This window comes from Lishizhenia tianjinensis (assembly GCF_900116425.1).
GTDB classification, from domain to species: Bacteria; Bacteroidota; Bacteroidia; order Flavobacteriales_D; family Crocinitomicaceae; genus Lishizhenia; species Lishizhenia tianjinensis.
This window is the reverse complement of sequence record NZ_FPAS01000002.1, coordinates 333,542-355,929: the sequence shown is the minus strand read 5'-3', so window position 1 is coordinate 355,929 and position 22,388 is coordinate 333,542. Positions and strand designations below refer to the sequence as shown.

Here is a 22,388-nt window from a genome sequence, read left to right as displayed (position 1 = left end):
AGTCTAACGAATTAAAGTTATGTTTCCTTTAATAATTTCCTGACTCCCATCTATACAATAGGCTTCCAAATAATAATCATAGGTATCGGGATCTAATAATTTGCCTTTGAATGTTCCATCCCAACCTCTGGTAATATCATTGCTTTCGAACACCAATTCTCCCCATCTATCAAAGACCTTAAAGGTCAATTTACTCACGATGTTAGAACGTACAAAAAGTACATCATTCTCTCCATCTCCATCGGGTGAAAAAGCATTGGGTACGAACACAAAAGGTTCGCCACACACATAAGTAAAGGCCTTTAATACCACATCATCCGTTCGTGTACAAATGCCATCTGTTACGCTTACTGTGTAGGTAATATCCTCAAAAACTTCAACCGTAAGATTTTGTTGGTTAGGATCTGTAATACCTGTAGTTGGCGACCATGAATAATTGTAATTCCCACTCGGTAGGGCAGTAAGATTTACAGCAGTTCCTGAAGGAACGATGGTATCTGAGGCTATAGCCAACACATCACTGGCCGAAATAAAACTTACGTTCACCCAAATGGAATCGTAGAGGTGACAGCCGTTAGAAACATCAACCTCAACATACATGTATTGACTTGTTGTGAATTGCGCTTGGATTTGATCCGTTCCCTGGCCTGAAACAAGCACAGAATCTGGCGACCAATTAAAATTGGATAAACTCAGGTTGGGATTTAAACTTTGAACGGTAAAACTCCCTACCTCATCCCTACACAGGTTGATATCTCCTGAAAGCTCCATAGCTGCACTGGTAAACATAACTTGCACCGAATCTACGGTATTACATGCTCCATCACCCACCGATAAATAATAGGTTTGGTCTGTTGTTGGGTTCACAATTAAAACAGAATCAGTTAAATCGTCGTTAATGGTATCTGTAAAGTTCACGTCAGTGGACCAAACAAACTGATTGGCTGTACCAAAGCTATTGGGTGTAAACGTCAATTCCTCTGGCGAACATAAAGCCACATCTGCTGGCATATCTAACTGAATGGGTTCATCAACAGTAATGGTAACTTTTGCTGTGTCCGTAATCAAACAAACGGTATCCGTTACATAAAGAAAAACATCATAGGTCCCCGGAGTATCGTACAAAATACTCGGTTCAAAGGTGGTTGAATCTAGGTTGCCATTTCCGAAATCCCAGATAAAATTGTCATCGGAGGTAGAGAAATTACTGAAATCCACTGTAAACGGCGCGCACCCCAATTCCATATCTACAAAAAACTCAGCCTTTGGGATGAGCTCAAAATCGAATTTAAAAACCAGGTTATTACAGTTGTTGGCCAAGTTCTGACTACTCCAAGCATCTGGAGTTGTTGGGAAATCACTCACTCCTCCACAACCTGCACATACAGATTGATATACCACACCATTCTTATCAAAACGACTCGTACCACCATCTACGTGTTCGTTGGCTTGAAAACCTCCAATGTATGTCCCATAAAGCAAACCTTCTAAATCCCTTTCAAAAACTACCAAGTAAAAATCGAAACCATTGGGCGCTGAAGCCTGAAAAGCATTGGAGGTCGTAGGCATGTTTCCAATGGGAGAAGTCTGTAAAATATTCGCTCCCCAACCCGATACATAGATGTTTCCACACACATCCACCAAAAAAGCAGAGGGCGAGATGTCTATGTTAGCACTCCCTGTTCCGAATACAGTTGAGCGTTCTAAAGCTGTTAGATCATTATTTAATTTGGCTACGAATTGAGAACTTCCGGCATTGCTGTAAGATTGAGGATGAACAAAAAAGTTTCCCCCTGCACTTTGACCCACTGTATATACTTTATCATTCTCGTCTAGCTCCACAAAAAAAGCCTGATCATATAGATTTTCTCCGATGTAGGTCGTTTGCATAAGGGTTTGACCATTACTCGAAATTTTGGCCAAAAACCCATCACTCTCCCCACCGTTATATGTAGGACTATATCCTCCTGACGTAGTTGAAAGATTATTACTTGAAGTTCCTCCAGCGATGAAAACATTGCCGTTTCCATCCAGCTTAACACTGTTACAGGCATCATTCTTTGTTCCTCCAAAATAACTCGACCATAACAACTGGGTAAAATCATTTTTCAATTTAAACACTACCCCATCCTGCTGACCTGCAAGAGAACTTTGAAAAGGAGTTTGGGTTGGAAAGTCCGTTGATCGTGTACACGAAGCGATGAGTATATTGTTGTTATCATCTAAAAAAATCTCTCCTCGAAACTGGTCTCCATAATTCGTCGTTAAGGAATCGTAGTGAACAGGCGAAGTATAATTTCCTGAACTCGGTAAATAATTCACTCCATCATTTGCACTTCCTCCTACGTAGGTTGACCCCAATAAATTATGTCCATTCGCACTTAATTTGGCCACGTAAATATCTGTACCTACCGTTCCGAAATTACATCCATTGTTTGCAATATTTAAGGCACTCCCTCCTCCATGTGTACTTTGGAGCCCACTAACTATAGGGAAATCTGTACTCGATGTGACCCCGAATAAATAGATATTATCTTGCAAGTCACACACCAAAGAATGGACAGTTTCTGTACCTTGAGTGTTGTTTCCCCCTCCTAAGAAACTGGTCCACAACATGGTTTCGCCATCCGCAGCATATTTACTGATAAAAGCATCTGTTGTGATGGAATTATTGACGTTCTGAACCGTGAAATTTGAAGTAGTATTGTAGGCATTGGGATCTGGTGTTGGATAGGCATTTCCATAGATAGTCCCACCACTGTAAGCACTTCCGTCATGACCATAGGTTGCCGTCATCCCAAAATTATCTGTGGTAGACCCACAATAGGTTGCAAAGACCAAAACAGGATCTATTACCAACGGTGCATGTTTGGAATAACTACCTAAATCAAACACGACTACACTATCATTGAGCAACTTAAAGGAACATTCAACCTCTTTAATTTTCCCGTTAATAATTTGATACGCGTAGGGTTTTTCCTCTTTGATTTCACCTAAAAAAGTTTCTATTCTCAAGGCTCCATCTCGACCAACTTGAAGTCCTTTTTGATTGCTATATTGAAGTTGAATAGAGGAAGGATCTACACCTTGCTCCACTTTAAATTGATATTTAAAACTCCCTTCAATTTCTATTAATTCAAGGTCTATTCCTGGATAAAATTCGTGCAGCTTTACTTCATTGTAAGTTTTCACCCCATGTGTCCACTTCGATTCATCCTGACCGTAAAAGAAATTGTAATAGTGTTGAGAAGCTCCAATTTTTTCTACTTGTTTAACTTCCTGACTCCCAAGAAAATTAAGATGAATTATATCCTGATTAAAAGTGGTTACACCTTTTTTAGCTTGTTTGAGTTGACCGTGAACTTTTTCTAATTCCGAATAATCTTGGAGGTGATACATGAACTTCCCCTGCTCTACCCATAAGTTTCCATAGGCCAAATTCATTTGGAAAAGAACATCTTCTTCCCATTGTCCTTTGTTCTCCATAAAACCGTGATACAAACTATGTTCATGCTCAATTTCTTGGGCCAAACTCGCCACGGAAAACAAGACGATAGAACAGATGAAAAACAGTTTTTTAAGCATGGAAGACTAATATAAGTTTTGTTTACTTAATAAACGAATTTTAAGGACTTGAGGTTGTCAAGACAGTATGGAGTGTGAGCAATAACAGTAATGAGTGTGAGTATCGAGCAAGAGGAGGGAGTACAAACGTGTAATATTGCTTCCCCCTTAAAACCGTCAAATTTACATCGTTTTATCTTAATGCTAATCTAATAACGGAGTCGAGGAGCCGAAGTCTACTACATCAAATTGAGCAAAAGAATAATACGGGGTTTTAACCACAAAGTCACCAAAGATTTTCACAAAGTTCACAAAGTAAATCTAAAGTAATTATAGAAGCTATACACCTAGATTTCTAGAAATCTAATTTCGTTCGAATCTCAATCTTTCAAATCCATCAAATCCATCAAATTTTCAAATTCTTGAATTATTGAATTGTTGAATCCTTAAATCGCTCCAGCCTAGATTTTTCTTTGGTTCGTTTCTTGCGCCGTACTGAGCGGAGCCGAAGTATTATCAATGAAAAAGAAATGAACAAACCCAAGCTTCGAAGTAAGAATTATCCCCCGTCCCCGTCTAAACTCAAAACTACTAGTATGAAAGCCCTCCTCACATCTCTAATACTCTTCATTACTTTTGCGAGCAGTGCTCAAGGTCTTGTCGATGGATTTTTTAAAGGCAAAGGAAGAACAGATATGGCTTTGGGCTTCGCCTACGAAAAAGCAAAGCTATACTACGCTCAAAACACTATAGAATACGGAAGAGAACTTTTTATTTTCAACACCTTCGCTGAATATGGCATCACGAACAAATGGGATGTCATCGCCTCTGCCCCCATCATTAATGGCAAACCTCAAGACGCCTCTTTTTTCACGAAATACGAAGTGCTAAAATGGAAAGGATTGAGTGTAATTCCTGCGGTAGGCATTTCATTTCCTATGTCGAATTACAATACAGAAACGAGTCAGTCTATTGGTCAAAGAGCCACCAATTTACAACCAAAGTTGGTACTCCAATACAAGCCCAACACCCCGTGGTTCATACAAACACAAGCTACTTATCAAAATACATTGGTCCCCGTTCCTCACGCCTGGAATTGGTCGGCAAAAATAGGTTACGGAGCCGGCAAATGGTATGGAGATTTATGGTTTGAGAACCAAACCAGCTTAGGCGATGCTATTTTCTTGGGTCCTATCCCTTATAACGATTTCAGAGAACTCGGTGTAAGCTACCAACGTTTCGGCGGAGTAATCTACTACCAACTCAAAGAAAGATTTGGAATATCCGTCTCCGCCTCCAAAGTGTTAAACGGGAGAAATATTGGGAGTGCAGGAATAGTTGGGGTAAGTGGAGTTTGGAAGTTTAGGGTGGAGTGAGGCTACAATGTGTCCAATATCTTCGCTAATTTTTTGGTTTGGTATTCTCGAGAATAAAAATAGGCTTCCTTCGTGTTACGCTCAAGTTGAATGCTTTCACCTCTTTTCTTTTTCGCTATTAATTCTTCTAATATTGCCTTACATTCATCAACAGAATTGGCAATGTACCCTGAATTCGTTTTACGAATAAACTCTTCCATCACATCATCGTCGGATGGGCACAGAAGGATGGGTTTTCCGGTTTGGAAATTGGTAAACATTTTCACAGGTAAATAACCCTTGATATTTGAAAAACCAGTTATGAATAATAAGTCTGCATTACAATAATCATCGTGAATTAGTTTAGCTGACTTCCTCGATTCAATCACAACATCAACATTGTACTTCTTAGATAACATGAGCACCCTATCTTTTTCCCTTGCATTTATTTCTATTCCAATAAATTTTAATTGAATATCACTTCTAAAATTCCCAACGGCCTCTATTAGTATTTCAACATTTTGTTCTGCATACAAAGTGCCAGCGTATAAAATACAGAGTTGATTCGATTTCCTTTCTGCTGAAATGTCCTCATCGTTTTGAAGCAATTCTTTGGAATAGGAGTAAAAATTTGAAAAGGGTAAAGCGGATATAAAAAAATTAGACAAAATCATCTCTTTCAAGGTAAGTAGCCGACGAAGCAAAGGGTATTTTCCCGATTGATCTAATTTATCCCTTAAGCTTTCCTTATAAGGCAAACGATGAACCTCGTATCCCTCATGTTTTTCAACGACAAGTTCATTTTTGTTTTGTTTCTCTGTTAGGGTCGTTTGGTTCTCATTCCATTGTCGCGTTATTACAATGGGATAATAACCATATTTGTGTAAATTTTCCGCCCAATAGGCCGTACGCTGTGCACCTACGAAATTCGCAGGTGGAAAAAAGTAAGATATGAGGAGGAGTTTTTTCAATTTTTTAATACTCTGTTTTTAACAAAACTCTTTGCTGCCAAATTGATTTGCTGTAGGGAAGATAAAAGAAACCAATTATAAATCAGCAAAGGAAAAATACGAAAAGCTAAACCAATATTTTTTGCCCTTCTAATTTCCCTAAATGAAAACACGGTTAGGTTAAATCTCCTTAGTACGTATGCAATGGTTTCATAAAATGCATTCCCCTCTCCTATCAGTTTATGATTTACTCTGCCCTCTGTTTTTACCCTTTTATAAAACAACGATTCTTCCGAATACTCCTTATAATTCCCTTGTGCCAAATAAAAACATAATGTTGGGTAAATATTGTTATACGGCGTTTTTCTATTCGGCCACCACCAAACAGGGAATGATACTTTTTGAGCTACTTCGGTACGAAGTAATCCATAACCGAAACCATCGTCAGCATCCCTAATAAATTCTTTTAACCGTACGAATGATGATGCGTTACTGTATGCTGGTTTAGAGATTGTTCTTAACTTTTTCTTTGCTTCAGTAATCGTATCATATTTCGAAAAAGCAACTACAGCATCTTTATTTAATTCGAGTAAAGACACGCATTTTTCTAAAAACTCCTTATGCCAAATATCATCATCTCCAGCCCACATGAAATACTCTGTATCTGATTCTCGAGCTAAAAACTCCATGTTTCTTGAAATTCCTAAATTTTTTGGTTGACGGATATACTCTATTCGGTCATCGATTTCTGCATACTTCAAACAAATATCACTGCTACCATCGGTAGAGCCATCATCAGATAGAATTAGCTTAAAATTTTCATAAGATTGATTCAGTAAACTCTCAATTGACTCTTCAATAAATTCTATATCATTAAAGACGGGCATTCCTATGGTAACTCTAGGTACTGTCATATTTTGCTAAATTAACCTTTTAACAAAATCAATCGTTCCCCATTTTAAATCTCCCATGTTTTTAGGGAAATACGCAAACGAATTCCAGACAAATAAGGTATAGTGTTTTAGAAGACTTGAAAAAGGTATTTTGCTAACCCCATAGGTGTATATACACAAATGCAGAAAGGATTTAAATTTAGCTGTAGGAAATGAAGCATCAATATCCTTTAACCAAGGTAGCATATTCAAATCCGTTTCAAGTTCTTTATAATCAATTCTCGAGGATAAACCGAAACCTGAAAAACGATAAACACACATATTCTCCTTGAAGTATTTAATTTTACCAAAAATTGCAACCATAGGAAAAAGCGCTCTTTCATTAGAGGAAATATCGGATGGAATCCCTCCTGTTTTATCCCAAATACTTTTTCGAAACACGAATGAAGAGGTATGAAATTTACGATGCGTAATCATATCATTCAATACATAATCTTTCGATTCCAACGCTCCAAACAATTCATTAATTTCAGGTCTATCATCATAGATTTTAAAGGATTGATGCCCCGAACCAGCATATGTTTCATTTTTATCTAAAAAGTCTATTTGAAGATTCAATTTGTTATCATTCGTCCAAAAATCATCACTATCTAATAAGGCAACATATTCACCCGAACAACTATTAATGGTTGCAATACAATTTGGAGTTAACCCTTGATTTCTTTCAGGCCTAAGCACTTTAATAATATCTGGATATTTTTCTTGATAAGTAAGTGCAATTAGCAAAGTGTTATCTGTACTACAATCCTCACCAATAACAAGTTCTACTCTAAAATCCACCCTCTGATTTAAAACACTTTCAATAGCCTCCTCAATGTACTTTTCTACATTGTAAGCTATCATGGCGACACTTACCTTTACAGGTGAATCAATATCATATTTTAAATCTTTTAACTTGTTCATTATTCCAAACTCTCGCTTAAAAATCATTAGTTCCTATTCACGAACCTTTTAATTTTATTCAAAAATCGAATCCTAAAATTATTTTTAATAAAAATATAGGTATGAAGTTTTGAATGTCTAAATCCAGTCTGCTGTCCCGCTCCATAAAACACAACTGCTGATTTCCCAAAAGAACTTGCCAAAGTAGCTGTTCCTGATGTTAGACAATATAATTTTTTAGATGAGAAAATTAAATCACAAAAATCAAACAAAGTTGGTGTTTCGATAATACTTTCATTTCCTTTCAACACATACATTCTTTTTTCTGATCTAATCTTCATAATTGCCTCAAATTCGATACCCATATTCTTAAAAAAATACATAGCCTCTTGATCTGAAACTTTCCCTATCCATGATAGATAATTTGGATCGTATACAACTTTATGAAACTCTGGAATAAATTTAGGTTCGTAATAAACTTCCGGCTCATTCCATCTTCTACCATTATCGAATCCAAAAGCAAACATAACCTCATCTAACAAATTTGTAGAAGAATTAGGTCCAACTTTTTTCACCAGTGAATCTAAATCACAACTTTTCCCCTCTTCATCGACAAAACCATCAACGAAAGGATTTAACTCCCAGACCAGTTGTTTATTATCAGGATGTCTAAACAAGGATTTACTTGAAATATAAACTTTATCATACCCCCCAATTTCCTTGGCTACTCTTGGTAAATGGCTATGAAATAAATGATCTCCCAAACCACCGTATGGAATTTCTAAAACTAGTTTTTCTCCTTGTAAATTCATTAAATTTATTTTCTATCCAATTTCAGGAGTTGGTTACCTTCACCTCTTGTTCGTTTAAACTCGAAAGGAAGAGTAAAGTACTTCGGTGCATTCCTCAAATAACTAGAATTAACCAGAAAAAATGACTCTTTCATTGGCTTAGTCATCTTCCAAATAAAACAAATATTAGTTAGCATGTTAAGAACCATCAAAATATGAAAAACCGCATAACCAATAATCCCCCTTGTTTTATAAAACAATAAAGCATTTGATAGTAAGTTTTGTCGTGTTGACCAAGTTTGATTAGAACTACTAGCTCCGTGTTCATGGATAGCGAATGCCTTACTGGTATAATTTATAGAATACCCTGCTGATACGATTCTTTTACAAAGCTCCATTTCCTCGGCATACATAAAAAAATCTGGATCAAAATCTCCTACCTCTTGTATAATTTTAGATGGTATCAACATAAATGCTCCCATTACAGCTTTAAGTATAGACGGTTCCTTATACATCAGATGACTAAATAAAATATTATTTTTGAGAACTCCCTGAAAATCATCTACATGAAAATATTGTGATTTTTGTATTGAACCATCGGGATTTAGAAGTTTACACCCCAGCGCCCCACAGTCCTCAATCGTTTCAATTTCAGCCAAACACGACCCCAAAGTATCTTTATTTACCTGAACGTCTGAATTTAAAAGAAGAATATACTCACCCTTTGCCTGTTGAATCCCAATATTATTAGCTCTCCCAAAACCTTCATTGCTTTCGTTATATATCCACTTCACATTTGGATACAGCTCCTTAATTTCTACACCTGCACCATCATTAGAAGCATTATCAACGACTATGATTTCGAAATCTTGAAACTCACTTTGATAGACACTCTCAATGCATTTAGTGGTTAACTCTTTGGTTTTATAGTGGACTATGACAATTGATAAGGCTAAATTCGTTCTCTGCTCCATGAAATGTTTTGCTTAATTAATTTAGCTGAGTTTCCTCCTACAATAGTATTAGCTTCAATATCTTTTGTAATAAGTGAATTTGCAGCAACAATGGAGTTTTCATTTATGGTTACATTTTTTAGAATTATAGCATTCATGCCTATCCAGCTATGGTCCTTAATTGTGACATTACCAGAGTAATTTAATCTCTGAGATGTAGCTAAGTCTAAAACGGAGTGGGAGTCACCATTTCTAATTACTATACCGTGTGAAAACATACAATCATCTCCAATGGTAATTGTATTCTTGTCTTCGATTTGGCAAATTTTAATTTGCTCAAATGTTGTATCCTTCCCTATGATTAATTGATTGGAATCTCCATCAATATGAAATTTACCATTTTTACATTTAACCCTTTCGTGAATTATTATATGGTTGTTATCTCCTTTTATTTCAATTGTCAATCGATCAATAATTGATTTATCACCAATTTCTATTATATTATTTGTTCCTTGAATAACTAACTTAATAAATGAGTAATCAGAATTATCGGTCATACCATTTTTAGTCCGATATAGTCTAATCTTTGTATAAAGCTTATTTATCTTGTTTAAAATTCTATTCAACATTGCTTTTCTGTGAATTTATAAATTTTTGATATTCACTTTCTATAAAGTCTTTATGGTTTATACTAATTGAGATTTCTTTGAGTAAACCTAATTTAGTTGCTTCTTATAAACTATCCGCTTAGGTTATCATCACTTAGTATCACAAAACAAACACTCAAAAAGTCAATCCAGTTCAATTGTAACAAATCTGAACTCAATTGAAAATTTTATTTTTCAATTTAAGCAAAAGTGATTTGACTAAAACAAAATAAGGGACTTTCGAAAAATCATTTTGAAGCTTTTCTTTATTGAAGACAGTGAACTGATCATTCATTCGTTCTTTAATAATATCTGCAAACGGAGTCCGCATAGCATACTTCCAAAAATCATAAGCGAAGGGAACATAAAACTGATTACTCCATGGTTTATAACCAGTTGCAAAATGGATAATACCTGGTTTTTTTTCAACTTCACTATAAATGTTCGACATTTCTGCATCTAAATTTTCAGCGAGCGGGTACTTGATGAAATTCCATTCATTTGGAATAAAGTAACACTTTTCTTGGCAAACAATATTAAGAACATCTTGATCATAACATGGATACTCTTCTTTTTCTGTTTCTGAAAGAAGTTGATCAAAGCTTATTTCATTGCGAAATCTAGATGTGTTTATAAGCATTACTCCTGAATTGAAATAATTTTTGGGATTCTCAAGCTTCAATAAAGTATCCCAATAGTGATTTTCCGTACTATTGTACCACCCAATTTCCGCGAGACCTCTTACTGCTCCTATCAAATGGTCTCCAATATCAAAATTAAAAAGATCAGCTACGTCCCGATTACAAATCAAATCACAGTCCAGATACAACACTTTTTCATCATTATTAAAGTAATAAGGAATGTAAAGCCTATAATACGCTTCTATACTAATCCCTGCTGTATATGGGGCAAATTTTAAAAAATGGCTACGAACATCAATAAATTCGATGGAAAAATTCGACCTGTTTTTAACTTGATCAAATAAAAGCTCCTGAAATTCATCGCTTATTTCCTTATGAAAAATATGTATCCTATACTGGTGATTGCAACCAGCATTTTCCATAATGCTCTCTATAGCTGTGGACATATATGGCACATAACCATTGTTTGAAGATAAAACTATAGGTATCACCATTTAAAATATTTTTTTATTCGATTATATAGGTCCAATTTAATTCTGATTCCATAAAGAAAAACTCGAAGTGAACTTTTTCCAGTAATTAAAGGATTCAATGAACAATCATGTGAATTATATAACCTTCTTTCTTACATCGTAAATTATAAGAAGTTGTAATTTATAACAAAGAAATAAGTCCATTGCTCATAGTTAAAATAAACATTTTGTAACACTCTCATCCTCGGTTAATGGTAAGTATGACATTATCTTGTCCCATTATTCAATCAGAGGAAAACAAAAATTATTAACTTGATTAAAAGTTTACAATTTTACCCAAAATAATTTAAAAATGTTGATTCCTTGTTGAGAAAACGGGCCTTTTTAAAAACTCTATACCCCAAAAACTCCATGAATTTAGAATCAAATTTTATATAAAGCCACCATAAATTCAATTCAAGGTTGGACATTACCTTTAATTCTTTAACCGCAAACCATTGTGTTTTCGCTAATTTTAACTCCGCGTGCTTTATTAATTCTTTGGTATTTCTAAACAATAACTTTGAATATTCAAATCTAAACTCTTCCTCTAAATTTTGAATCGATTCAAAGAGATCAAACATTAACATTATTTTACTCATCACATACTTTTTACTCACCCCGGTTTTGGAGATGGATGAGTTTTTTTGATCCCTTCGATAATATGCTTCAACTAAACCTCCAGTATCTTTTACATAGGTTATACCATTAATCAACATTCTTATATGAAACTCCCAATCTTGGAAGCTAAGTGCTTCTTCATTAAATTTTAACAACTGATTTTTTCTCCAAACTGGTCCCATAATTGACCAAGGCATATCAATTTGAAAAAACCGTATTAAATCAGGTTTTTCATTAAGAATATTATTCCACAGTACTTTCTTATCGCCTATTCGTATATCAAATACTCCTGTTTGAAATATCCATCCATCATATTGATTTTTGGAATACACAAAACTCATACGGTGCTCCAAACAGTTTGAAGTTAAAAGATCATCACTATCTAAAAACATTACATATTCTCCGAGTGCATTATCAACACCTATATTCCGGCAAGCTGAAGCACCTTTTGGTCCCCTATGCCTTTCAATAACTTTTATTCTTGCATCACGATCCCCATACTTTTGAATTTCGCTTAGAGTGTTATCTGTCGAACCGTCATCCACAAGAATTAACTCCCAATTTTCGAATGTCTGGTTAACAACAGAATCAATAGTCTCTATTATCAAATTCTCTCTATTAAACACTGGAACTACAATGGATATTTCAGGAGAAAAGCTTTCCATATTTATAGTGTTGTAAGAAAAGAATAATGGTTTGAAGCAATTACTATTTGATGCTTACCTCCTTTATAGACTCCGACTTGATATTTTACATCATTTTCATTTAAACAATTTAAAAGTTCATCAACTGTTTCCACCTCTCCAGGTCTGTTGTAATCATCTATTAAGATTATAAACTCTTTATCTTTTAAAAACCCTTTTACAATTTGAACAATGTCAAATCGGGAATATCTATTAGAACCAAAGGGACCATCCACAATAAACAAACTATATTCAGACAAATCCTTATCTGTTAGACCGTCAAAAGAATTATATTTTTCGTCGTTAACAAACTTCTCTTTCAAAGGAAAAATTTCAACTTTGGAATTTGGATTCAACTCATTTTGCACCAAAAATCGATTTCGCCAAATATCATCATGTTCAACTATGGTATGAACTGAGCTCTTTTTGTAACTCTTTAAGCAAGTTGTTACAAATTTCGAAGATTCCCCTAAACCTAATTCTAAAATGGCTTTATGTTCCGTTTCTTTTAAAATTCGATGCAGCACATAAAAAAATGAGTAATTTCCAGCCCACCTGCCAATATTTAATGGGAGCTTTTCTAACAATTCATTTCCTCTAATACTATCATGATATACATGCGCCCACTCGAGTTCTTCAAGTTTTGAAATTTGAATCTGTTGGTAGTTTCTAAATTCAGCTATTAAAGACTTAATTTTTTTTATCATTTTAACCTATAATTAAACAGTATGTTTCCCTGATTTTCAGGAAAAGATCTACCAACACCAAAGTAATCACTGTTAATTACTTCAAATTGAAATTGATTTTGTATCCAATCAACTAATTCGTTTTTTTCCTGGAAAAAGAAATTACAATTATAAACCCCCGGTGAAAGATTAAAATTATCTATTTCAAAATCAAACAAAGTTTTACTTTCTGGTTTAGCCTTGAGCATGTCAGTACTCAACCAAGCTACTCGATCTCCTCTAGAATTATTAATTCCAACATCAATTCTTGACATATTTAAATCCACCTCATCGCTCATTTTTACTCGTAAAATTATGTTCCTAAGTGATTTAATTTTATTAACAGTACTAGCTCCCTCTCCATGCCATTCTGCCGATAAAAATTGTTTTTTTTGATTCCCCTTACGATTTATTACACTCCCTAAGTCAAGATGAAAACTTTCACTACCTAAATTAATATATTGATCTATTACACTTTTGGTAGCCCCTTCACCAATAACATGACCACCTTTTAAAAGAAATCCTTTCGTACACAACCCTTCTAAAGCCGCCATATTATGACTCACAAACAAAACCGTCCTCCCTTCTCCGGCGACATCTTTCATTTTGCCGAGGCATTTCTTTTGGAATTCGGCGTCTCCTACCGCAAGGACTTCATCTATGATAAGAATTTCAGGTTCTAAGTGAGCTGCAACGGCAAAGGCTAGTCGCACATACATACCCGAACTATAGTGTTTTACTGGAGTATCTATAAACTTTTCTACACCAGAGAAAGCCACAATTTCATCGAACTTTGATTCAACCTCTTTTCGGGTCATACCCAAAATAGTTCCGTTAAGGTAAACATTTTCTCTACCTGTTAATTCTGGGTGAAAGCCTGTGCCTACTTCCAACAAAGAAGCTACTCTTCCGTTAATTTCTATTCTTCCTTCTGTTGGCTTTGTAATTTGAGAAAGTATTTTCAACAAGGTTGATTTTCCGGCTCCATTTTTACCAATAATACCTATTACCTCCCCTTTTTTCACTTCGAAATTAACATCCTTCAACGCCCAGAACTCATCTTTTTGAGCTGCACTAGATTTGAATAAAGAAGACAGGGTACCTCTTAGACTTCCGTCTTTTGCTTTACCAATTTCATAACGCTTACTCAATCCGCTAACGCGTATAGCAACCTCTTCCTTCATACCTTTAAACATAATCTGCTATGTCGTCTTCTATTTTCCTAAAATACAAAAGACCCGTAATGAATAAAAATACAACCATTCCAAAAGAAAGGTACATCATACTACTTGGAGCACTTCCTCCAAAAAGTGACCAGCGAAAACCGTCTACAATACCAGCCATTGGATTGAGATAATACAGGGTCATAACCCAATGTGGCAATTTGTCGGCTGCCTCGGAAACAGGATAAGCCACAGGCGTAATATACAAGCCCAATTGGACCATAAAAGGAACAACATGTTGAAAGTCTCTATACCTCACCGTCAAAGCACTCAACCAAATTCCTACAGCCAACGCTGACAGCATTCCCATGATTATAAATAACGGAGCTGCCCAAATGTTAATAGAGGGCATTACCCCATAGTATATCATCAATGTTATGAGTACTACGATCGTTATTCCTAGATCTATTAACCCCACAACTGCTTTAGACAAAGGAACCACCAACCTAGGAAAGTATATCTTTTTAATCATACCCTGACTCTGAATGATGGAACTGCCTGAATTCGTCATTACAAAAGAAAAATAGGTCCAAATACTCAAACCAGCTATGGTGAACAAGATATGAGGAGTTTCTCCAGTGTCCACTTCGGCAAATCTTCCAAATACAAGATTTAATATTATCAGGGTTACTAAGGGTTGTATTAATGCCCATAAAAAACCTATGGTCGTTTGTGCATACCTTACCCTAAAATCTCTCCAAGCCAATGTTCTAAATAAATCTTTATAACGTAGCAGCTCTTTAAAATCAGGAAATCTGGATTTCTTATTCGCGTCTATTACTGTCTTCAACGTCTAGTAGTTCTTTCTCCCAAAGTTAAAAGAATATCGCGCGCCCATTGCGTTTTTGCATGGTATTTTATGTCAGCGTCACCCTTTGTTCGATAAACGGCAAAAGTCAACACAGCAACAATCACTTGTATATTTATCCCCCTTCGCCATCAAACACTACACACAATACTTTTCACAAAATAAACCCTTGAATTCTTGAATCCTTAAATTACATCAACCCTCTCTACTCACACTCAACACTACCTCCCCTTCCCTCTACTTTAAAGTATGGATAAAGTATAGATAGAGTATGGATAAAGTATGACCAACACCATATTTACGCAAGTCAAACTAAGCCCCTACAAGTCCGAGCAATCTAATATAAATAGCTATATTTATCAGCTAAATTTAAAGGAGAACAACATGGATATATTAATGAAAGCAGCGCAGTTAATTCTATCGCTTTCTATATTAATCGTTTTACACGAATTTGGTCACTTTATACCTGCTCGACTATTTAAAATCAGAGTAGAAAAATTCTACCTTTTCTTTGATGCATGGTTCTCATTATTCAAAAAGAAAATTGGAGATACTGAATGGGGAATTGGTTGGTTACCACTGGGTGGTTATGTTAAAATCGCCGGAATGGTGGACGAATCTATGGACAAAGAACAATTGGCCAAACCACCTCAACCTGATGAATTTAGAGCTAAACCAGCATGGCAAAGACTTATCGTTATGGTAGGTGGTGTTACCGTAAACGTTATTGTTGGATTCTTCATTTACATCCTTATCATTTTTGGTTACGGTGAAAACAAAATAACCAACGAAGGACTTCCTCACGGCTTAAGCATACACCCCGCACTTGCTGAACTTAATTTGAATTTTAGAGACGGTGATAAAATAGTAAGTGTAGAAGGCGAAGCATTCGATGGAGTCAACTCTCTACTTCCTCAAATATGGTTAAGAGGTTATAGAAATATTGAAGTATTACACGAAGATGGGACTACAGAAACTGTTGTTCTACCCAATCAAGTGAACGGTGTAGATTTAGACAGATGGATGTTCCAGAACGACGCTGTTCGTTTATTCTCTCCACGTGTTTTAACTATAATCGATACCTTAGCTCCAGAAGGAAACGCGTTGAAGGCTGACCTTAGAAAAGGAGATAGACTTATTGCCATCAATGGAGTAGAATACGGTTACTACAATGAATTTGCTCAAACTTTACGCAGTTTTAAAGACACCCTTGTTGAACTTTCATTAATTAGAAATGGAGACACGTTAACCAAAACAGTGGCTACTGATACGAATGGAACCATAGGTTTTTACAACGACTTAGCGAATCAAGTTAAGGTTGAAACGAAGACCTACAGTTTTGGAGAATCCATTTCAAAAGGTATTGCCAAAGGAGGTTGGACGATGCACGATTACTTCGTTCAATTGAAATTTATCTTCACTAAAAAAGGTGCTTCTAGTATGGGAGGATTTGGAACCATAGGTAACCTTTTCCCAACAACTTGGGACTGGCAAGTATTCTGGGGGAATACGGCTTTTATTTCCTTCGTTTTAGCGATAATGAATATCTTACCTATTCCCGCTCTTGACGGAGGTCATGTTACCTTCCTAATCTACGAAATCATTACAGGTAGAGAAGCCCCTCAAAAGGTCTTAGAATATGCGCAACTTGTTGGATTCGTTCTTATCTTATCCCTTTTAATATACGCCAACGGTAACGATATTTATAATTACATCATAAAATAGAACTTTTAATATTTTGAATAATAAGAGGGATGGTCACTGGATCATCCCTTTTTTATTTCCCCAATAAGCTCCTTGAAAAGACAACTATTTCCATTCTAATTCGTATTTTTCAAAAAAAATTCAATCATGAAAACTGTAAAATCACTTGTTTTATTGGCGTTAATCGGAGCCAGTGTGGTAGCGTGTAAAAAGGGAGAAGATGATCCGTTTTTATCTTTAAGAACTAGAGATGCTAGAATTTCTGGAGAATGGAAATTAGAGTCTTACTCCTCAAAAGATATTCAGATATTAACGTACAACTTGCAAGCGGACACTATTTATTACGAATCTTTCGACTTTGATGGAGATAATGAAATTTACTACTACGTAGATACAGCTTCTTCTGATTACGAGTCTATTGAAGTAGATTATACAATGACCATAGAGAAAGATGGAAGTTACACTCAAACGACGGATTACTTATACGGTCAATCTGTAACTTCAGGAAACTGGTGGTGGTCTAACGACGGTAAAAACAAAACTAAAATCTCTTTCGACGACAGCGATCATGCGTATGAAGTAAGAGAATTAAGAAATGACAAGCTTGTAATTACGCGCAACTACTCGAATGAAATTACAGTAGATTCATTACAATCTAATTTACTTCGCTCTTACACAGAGAAAAGATCATACTCGAAAGTAAAATAATTACTCTTAATTAATAATATTCAATGGTCAGCTGAAAAGTTGACCATTTTTTTATGCCCAATAACAGCCCTACTTCTAATAGTATGAGCTCTCTTTTATCTTCTCTAGGCTTCTTAATCAGTCTTTTCAACAGCACCTCCACATAGCGTTTGAACACAAAAAAAAAGGGACTCTATTGAGCCCCTTACATTTTGGTTTTATTTTCCCTCGCTTATTTAACGATAAGCTTTTTGGTTTGCTGACTACCATCAGCTAAACTAACTCTAACAAGGTAAGTACCTGCTGCTAGTTTATCTTCTAATCTTAAGCTGTTTTGACCAACTACGGTATTCACAGCCGTTTGAGAAATTACTTTCCCTAAAATATTTACTACGCTTATTGACGCTTGTGTAGCCTCTGCTGTGGTGAAATTAACATTCACTACCCCCGCACTTGGGTTTGGATACACAACAAAGTTTTCAATAACACTCTCTTCTGTGATAGATAGAATTTCATCAGACGGTCCACCGTTGTAAAGGTTAATATCATCGATGAATAAGTTGTTTCCTCCACCACTTTCGAAAGTAAACTTCACTCTAAAGTTCTCTGTCCAGAATTGACTCGTTAAATTTGTTAAGTGAACCACTTTCCAATCACTTTGACTTTGAGGAGTCCAAGCTGTAGTGCTAATTTCACTTCCTAATTGTGAACCGAATAAAATCTTTCTTTGTGACCAAGTTTCTCCACAATCACTTGAGAAATATATTCTCAACACTTCGTAATCAGTAGCAGAACGCTTACGGTATGCATATCTGAATGACATGGTAACACCTACGTTTGGATCTACTCCTGATAAATCAAAAGACTGAGAAGTAAACTCATCTTCAGAACCATCTGGTTGACTGTAGTTAAACAACATAGCACAACTGTTATCTGTATATCCTGCAGAAGTTGTTTTTTGCCATTGAGCTGTTCCACTAATATTGTTTCTAGACCAGTAATCTGATGGAATTGCGTTGTTCACAAAAGACTCTAAAAATGGTAAGTTCGTTACTTGAGGTAATACTGTTATGTATCCCGACTTAGTTTCCGTATCCGTTACAGATCCATCCGTCGCCGTTAAGCTAACCTCGTAAGTACCCGGAGTACTGTACACTACTACTGGGTTTTGAGCCGTAGAAGTAGATGGTGTTGCCCCTGGGAAATTCCATGTCCAAGACGTTGGAGCATCAAAAGACAAATCTTGGAATGTTACAGCTGTACCCGCACAAACCTCATTAGAAACCGTTTGGAAATTTGCTTTACAGAACTGATCTGGATTGTTTACTCCTGTTGCTACTAAATTAGAAGCACTCCAAATGTTATTTCGACCTCCAACACTAGAGTTTAAAGCTGCGTGCATTCTAGCTTTTTGTCCTACTGTAAACATTCTAGAACAGTAAGAGTACTCCATGTAATTCTGAACATTATCCAAGTTGTTATCACAAGTTGTTCCTTGTAAATTACAACTTGTCCAACCTAAAGTTGAAGGCGTATCAGCCACTCCATCATCAATACTACAGTTGCTTGCTAATCCAGGATTGTTAGAACCTCCCCAAAGGTGGTCTAAGTTTAACCAGTGACCAACCTCATGTGTTAATGCTCTACTCAAAGACGTAGAACCTGTTCCTATAGAACCCACATAGTGCGATAAGATATGAATACCATTATTCATCGTAGTTCCAGTGAATCCAGAGTTACTTGGTTTGTACGTATATCCTGCCGCTCCACCAATTTGTGCAGCTATGTAAATGTTTAAATATTCATCACCAGGCCAGTAACCATGCTCATTAACAACAGCTTGAATTCTATCATTCCCTGATGCGTTGGCATCTGATGTAACAGAAGAAACTGTTCTTGTAATACCATTTGTACAATTTCCACTAGGGTCTATGTTGGCCAATTTGAACTCAACTTCTATATCAGCCACCAAATTTTTAAAGGGCGTAACCACTACAGAGGTATCTGAATTCAACATTTGATAATCTCTATTTAAGATGTCTAATGCATCCAATATTTGAGCATCAGAAATATTCTCTGATCCACCATTATGAATAACATGGAAAACTACAGGTATCGTGTAAGAAATTGTACGATTTTCGTTGGTAGCAGTAACTAGGTTATTCTGAATATACTGTTGTGTAAAGCTTTCTAGCTCTTGTCTTGATTGATTGTAACGCATTACATCGGTCGGACTAGCATTTTGTAGCATCTCTTCTGTTTCATGCACATGACTACATGGAACATTTCCTAAAGGATCTAACACTTCTTGCGATTGCCCCCAAGAAGCAATACAAATTAATGGCAACAAGTACCTTAATTTATTAATTATCATGATTTTATTTTTTTTAGCAACAGAGCGAATATACGAATGTTAAAATAATATTACCCAATGATAAACGACATTAAGTTGGATTCCTAGTCCTATGCATATCATTTTAAATACATTTAATCCTTGATTACATGTAGTATATTGGAAATTAAATGAAAAAGGGAAGATTTTCATCTTCCCTTTATTTTATACTTTATTTATATCTATAAATCGCTGAACATGCTTTTCTGTACCAAAGACGACCAACGTATCTCTTGATTCTATAACTGTATCGGAATTTGGAACCCCAACAACGTGCTTCTCTACACAGTAGTCCCCATCCTTCTTCACGTCATATTCTCTCTTTAAGGTAACCAAGGTTAATTTATACTTGTTTCTGAAGTCAATATCATCAATGGTTCTCCCCACAGTCCCTTTAGGTGGTTTGATTTCCGCAATCTCATAATCATCTGGTAACTGCAAGAAAGAAAGTATACTAGGGTTCAACAATTGCTCACGCACAACAAAGGCTACCTCATCTTCTGGAGTAAGTATTTCTGTAATACCAATTTTTTCCAAAATTAAAGTTTGGTGTGCACCACTCGCTCTGGCAATGATACGTTTCACCCCCAAGTCCATTAAGTGAACACACGTCAAAACCGTAGCTTCAAAATTTTCACCTATGGCTACAACGGCTGCATCCATCTCAACGATGTTCTGAGAAGCCAATGCTTTTTGATCTGTAGTATCTAAAGACACCGCAAAAGCCACTTCGTCTTTAATCGCCTCTATCTTCTCTTCATCATTATCAAAACAAAATACTTGCGCACCTTTTTCGGCCAAACGTTTGGCAATGTTTGCTCCGTATCTTCCTACACCTATTACGGCAAATTTACTGAATACCATATTCTAATTTTTCTTCTATCTTATCACTTAAGCCAACGCTTGTTCTATATCTGCAATTAAATCTTCGGCATCTTCTATACCTACGCTTAAACGTATTAAAGAATCTACTATACCTGCCTTCTCTCTTTCAACCTTTGGAATAGCTGCATGCGTCATTGTTGCCGGATGACCACACAAAGACTCTACACCACCTAATGATTCAGCTAAAGCAAAGACCTTCATTTTGGCCAATACCGCATGTGCATCCTCTAACTTATTTCCCTTTAACGAAAAAGATATCATTCCCCCAAAACCTCTCATTTGCGCTTTGGCAATAGCATGGTTAGGGTGACTTTCAAATCCTGGCCAATATACCTTGTCCACTTTTGGATGTTGCGCTAAAAATTCCGCAATTGCTTCCCCGTTATTACAATGGGCTTCCATTCTTAAATGTAAGGTTTTAATTCCTCGTAATACCAAGAAAGAATCCATAGGCGCCGTTACAGCTCCAGATGAATTTTGTATGCGGTACATTTCTTTAGCTATCGCTTCATCATCTGTTACCAAAGCTCCCATCACTACATCCGAATGACCTCCTAAATATTTTGTTGCCGAATGCATAACCACATCTGCTCCTAGGTCAATCGGATTTTGTAAATAAGGTGTCGCAAACGTATTGTCTACCCCCAACATACAATTGGCTTTTTTCGCTACAGCAGCCATGGCCTTAATATCTATGATATTCATCATAGGATTGGTTGGCGTCTCTACCCAAATCAACTTAGTATTTGCATTTACATGTGCTTCTACTTCTTGCGTATCACTCATGTCTACAAAGTGAAATTTGATACCGTACTGCGCAAAAATGCTCGTAAACAAACGGTATGAACCTCCGTAAAGATCATTGGTAGAAATCACCTCATCGCCCGGTTTCAACATTTTGATCAAACAATCAATAGCTGCAACACCCGATCCAAAACAAGCGCCAAATCTAGCATTCTCCAGTGCCGCTATGTTTTGTTCCAAGGCATGACGCGTTGGGTTTTGAGAACGTGAATAAGCATAGCCTTTGTGCTTCCCAACGGCTTCTTGAACATAGGTACTGGTTTGATAAATAGGAGTCATTATTGCCCCTGTTGCTTCATCAGGCTCCAGTCCTGCGTGTATTGCTTTGGTTCCGAATTTCATATCTCTACTTCCAGTTCTTTTAAGTCTTTACAGACATGTTGACTGTATATGCGTACAAATGTAATTCAATGCCCAGAGATTATCAACGGAAGGGAGACAAATTCGAGGAAAGGTTAATGGATTCTACAATTTGATAATTTGAAGGATTTGAAGGATTTGAGGGATTTGAGGGATTTGAGGGATTTGAGGGATTTAATCATTTAAGTACCGACTTGCGTCGGGTATTTAAAAATTTAAGGAATAAAAAGGTTTTAATTTCAAATATC

General features: G+C 36.1%; 18 protein-coding genes. 3 read left to right on the top strand and 15 right to left on the bottom strand.

Annotation, left to right across the window (positions count from 1 at the left end):
* Positions 1–3 precede the first annotated feature (3 nt).
* Entirely contained in the window at positions 4–3,585 is a 3,582-nt protein-coding gene (locus BM327_RS08160) for a DUF7948 domain-containing protein (RefSeq protein ID WP_090248137.1), read from the bottom strand.
* A gap of 575 nt (positions 3,586–4,160) precedes the next feature.
* Here BM327_RS08160 and BM327_RS08155 point away from each other — a divergent pair.
* Positions 4,161–4,940 (top strand): hypothetical protein, encoded by a 780-nt coding sequence (locus tag BM327_RS08155; RefSeq protein WP_090248133.1) that lies wholly within the window; start codon positions 4,161–4,163, stop codon positions 4,938–4,940.
* A 2-nt stretch (positions 4,941–4,942) separates the two neighbouring features.
* On the opposite strand, the gene BM327_RS08150 is transcribed toward BM327_RS08155, so the two are convergent.
* The 11 genes from BM327_RS08150 to BM327_RS08100 form a co-directional block, all read right to left on the bottom strand.
* Positions 4,943–5,890, bottom strand: coding sequence for a glycosyltransferase family protein (locus BM327_RS08150; protein WP_090248130.1), 948 nt, complete (start codon positions 5,888–5,890; stop codon positions 4,943–4,945).
* A complete protein-coding gene (locus BM327_RS08145; RefSeq protein ID WP_090248128.1) occupies positions 5,887–6,783 on the bottom strand; it encodes a glycosyltransferase family 2 protein in 897 nt (298 codons plus the stop codon). Before BM327_RS08145 ends, BM327_RS08150 begins: the two co-directional genes overlap by 4 nt.
* A 6-nt stretch (positions 6,784–6,789) precedes the next feature.
* A complete protein-coding gene (locus BM327_RS08140; RefSeq protein ID WP_170853717.1) occupies positions 6,790–7,725 on the bottom strand; it encodes a glycosyltransferase family 2 protein in 936 nt (311 codons plus the stop codon).
* Positions 7,726–7,751: 26 nt separating this feature from the next.
* Positions 7,752–8,516: a hypothetical protein gene (locus BM327_RS08135; RefSeq protein ID WP_090248123.1), complete on the bottom strand. Its 765-nt coding sequence runs from the start codon at positions 8,514–8,516 to the stop codon at positions 7,752–7,754.
* A 5-nt stretch (positions 8,517–8,521) separates the two neighbouring features.
* Positions 8,522–9,469 (bottom strand): glycosyltransferase family 2 protein, encoded by a 948-nt coding sequence (locus BM327_RS08130; protein WP_090248120.1) that lies wholly within the window; start codon positions 9,467–9,469, stop codon positions 8,522–8,524.
* The gene (locus BM327_RS08125; RefSeq protein WP_170853716.1) at positions 9,448–10,005 is read right to left on the bottom strand and encodes an acyltransferase; all 558 of its coding nucleotides are present in this window, start codon (positions 10,003–10,005) and stop codon (positions 9,448–9,450) included. Before BM327_RS08125 ends, BM327_RS08130 begins: the two co-directional genes overlap by 22 nt.
* 265 nt (positions 10,006–10,270) lie before the next feature.
* Positions 10,271–11,230 (bottom strand): glycosyltransferase family 8 protein, encoded by a 960-nt coding sequence (locus BM327_RS08120; RefSeq protein ID WP_090248113.1) that lies wholly within the window; start codon positions 11,228–11,230, stop codon positions 10,271–10,273.
* A gap of 311 nt (positions 11,231–11,541) precedes the next feature.
* Positions 11,542–12,534: a glycosyltransferase family 2 protein gene (locus BM327_RS08115; protein ID WP_090248110.1), complete on the bottom strand. Its 993-nt coding sequence runs from the start codon at positions 12,532–12,534 to the stop codon at positions 11,542–11,544.
* A gap of 2 nt (positions 12,535–12,536) precedes the next feature.
* Positions 12,537–13,259, bottom strand: a complete 723-nt coding sequence (locus tag BM327_RS08110; protein WP_090248108.1) for a hypothetical protein — start codon at positions 13,257–13,259, stop codon at positions 12,537–12,539.
* The gene (locus tag BM327_RS08105) at positions 13,256–14,461 is read right to left on the bottom strand and encodes an ABC transporter ATP-binding protein (RefSeq protein ID WP_090248908.1); all 1,206 of its coding nucleotides are present in this window, start codon (positions 14,459–14,461) and stop codon (positions 13,256–13,258) included. The genes BM327_RS08110 and BM327_RS08105 overlap by 4 nt, the downstream gene beginning before the upstream one ends.
* A gap of 4 nt (positions 14,462–14,465) precedes the next feature.
* Positions 14,466–15,290 (bottom strand): ABC transporter permease, encoded by an 825-nt coding sequence (locus BM327_RS08100; RefSeq protein WP_090248106.1) that lies wholly within the window; start codon positions 15,288–15,290, stop codon positions 14,466–14,468.
* Between the two features lie 402 nt (positions 15,291–15,692).
* On the opposite strand from BM327_RS08100, the gene rseP reads away from it, so the two are divergent.
* Together rseP and BM327_RS08090 are read left to right on the top strand one after the other, a co-directional pair.
* The gene (rseP, locus tag BM327_RS08095) at positions 15,693–17,033 is read left to right on the top strand and encodes an RIP metalloprotease RseP (RefSeq protein ID WP_090248103.1); all 1,341 of its coding nucleotides are present in this window, start codon (positions 15,693–15,695) and stop codon (positions 17,031–17,033) included.
* A gap of 126 nt (positions 17,034–17,159) precedes the next feature.
* Positions 17,160–17,720 (top strand): hypothetical protein, encoded by a 561-nt coding sequence (locus BM327_RS08090; protein ID WP_090248100.1) that lies wholly within the window; start codon positions 17,160–17,162, stop codon positions 17,718–17,720.
* A 211-nt stretch (positions 17,721–17,931) separates the two neighbouring features.
* Here BM327_RS08090 and BM327_RS08085 read toward each other — a convergent pair whose 3' ends face one another.
* The 3 genes from BM327_RS08085 to BM327_RS08075 form a co-directional block, all read right to left on the bottom strand.
* A complete protein-coding gene (locus BM327_RS08085; protein WP_090248097.1) occupies positions 17,932–20,073 on the bottom strand; it encodes a zinc-dependent metalloprotease in 2,142 nt (713 codons plus the stop codon).
* Positions 20,074–20,256: 183 nt separating this feature from the next.
* Positions 20,257–20,955, bottom strand: a complete 699-nt coding sequence (locus tag BM327_RS08080; RefSeq protein ID WP_090248094.1) for a potassium channel family protein — start codon at positions 20,953–20,955, stop codon at positions 20,257–20,259.
* A 27-nt stretch (positions 20,956–20,982) separates the two neighbouring features.
* A complete protein-coding gene (locus BM327_RS08075) occupies positions 20,983–22,122 on the bottom strand; it encodes a cystathionine gamma-synthase (protein ID WP_090248091.1) in 1,140 nt (379 codons plus the stop codon).
* Positions 22,123–22,388: the final 266 nt, after the last annotated feature.

Excerpts from the sequence above, each read along its gene's own strand:
- BM327_RS08160 (WP_090248137.1), bottom strand. The coding sequence starts at position 3,585 with ATGCTTAAAAAACTGTTTTTCATCTGTTCTATCGTCTTGTTTTCCGTG.
- BM327_RS08155 (WP_090248133.1), top strand. The coding sequence starts at position 4,161 with ATGAAAGCCCTCCTCACATCTCTAATACTCTTCATTACTTTTGCGAGC.
- BM327_RS08145 (WP_090248128.1), bottom strand. The coding sequence starts at position 6,783 with ATGACAGTACCTAGAGTTACCATAGGAATGCCCGTCTTTAATGATATA.
- BM327_RS08140 (WP_170853717.1), bottom strand. The coding sequence starts at position 7,725 with ATGAACAAGTTAAAAGATTTAAAATATGATATTGATTCACCTGTAAAG.
- BM327_RS08135 (WP_090248123.1), bottom strand. The coding sequence starts at position 8,516 with ATGAATTTACAAGGAGAAAAACTAGTTTTAGAAATTCCATACGGTGGT.
- BM327_RS08130 (WP_090248120.1), bottom strand. The coding sequence starts at position 9,469 with ATGGAGCAGAGAACGAATTTAGCCTTATCAATTGTCATAGTCCACTAT.
- BM327_RS08125 (WP_170853716.1), bottom strand. The coding sequence starts at position 10,005 with ATGACCGATAATTCTGATTACTCATTTATTAAGTTAGTTATTCAAGGA.
- BM327_RS08120 (WP_090248113.1), bottom strand. The coding sequence starts at position 11,230 with ATGGTGATACCTATAGTTTTATCTTCAAACAATGGTTATGTGCCATAT.
- BM327_RS08115 (WP_090248110.1), bottom strand. The coding sequence starts at position 12,534 with ATGGAAAGCTTTTCTCCTGAAATATCCATTGTAGTTCCAGTGTTTAAT.
- BM327_RS08110 (WP_090248108.1), bottom strand. The coding sequence starts at position 13,259 with ATGATAAAAAAAATTAAGTCTTTAATAGCTGAATTTAGAAACTACCAA.
- BM327_RS08105 (WP_090248908.1), bottom strand. The coding sequence starts at position 14,461 with ATGAAGGAAGAGGTTGCTATACGCGTTAGCGGATTGAGTAAGCGTTAT.
- rseP (WP_090248103.1), top strand. The coding sequence starts at position 15,693 with ATGGATATATTAATGAAAGCAGCGCAGTTAATTCTATCGCTTTCTATA.
- BM327_RS08090 (WP_090248100.1), top strand. The coding sequence starts at position 17,160 with ATGAAAACTGTAAAATCACTTGTTTTATTGGCGTTAATCGGAGCCAGT.
- BM327_RS08085 (WP_090248097.1), bottom strand. The coding sequence starts at position 20,073 with ATGATAATTAATAAATTAAGGTACTTGTTGCCATTAATTTGTATTGCT.
- BM327_RS08080 (WP_090248094.1), bottom strand. The coding sequence starts at position 20,955 with ATGGTATTCAGTAAATTTGCCGTAATAGGTGTAGGAAGATACGGAGCA.
- BM327_RS08075 (WP_090248091.1), bottom strand. The coding sequence starts at position 22,122 with ATGAAATTCGGAACCAAAGCAATACACGCAGGACTGGAGCCTGATGAA.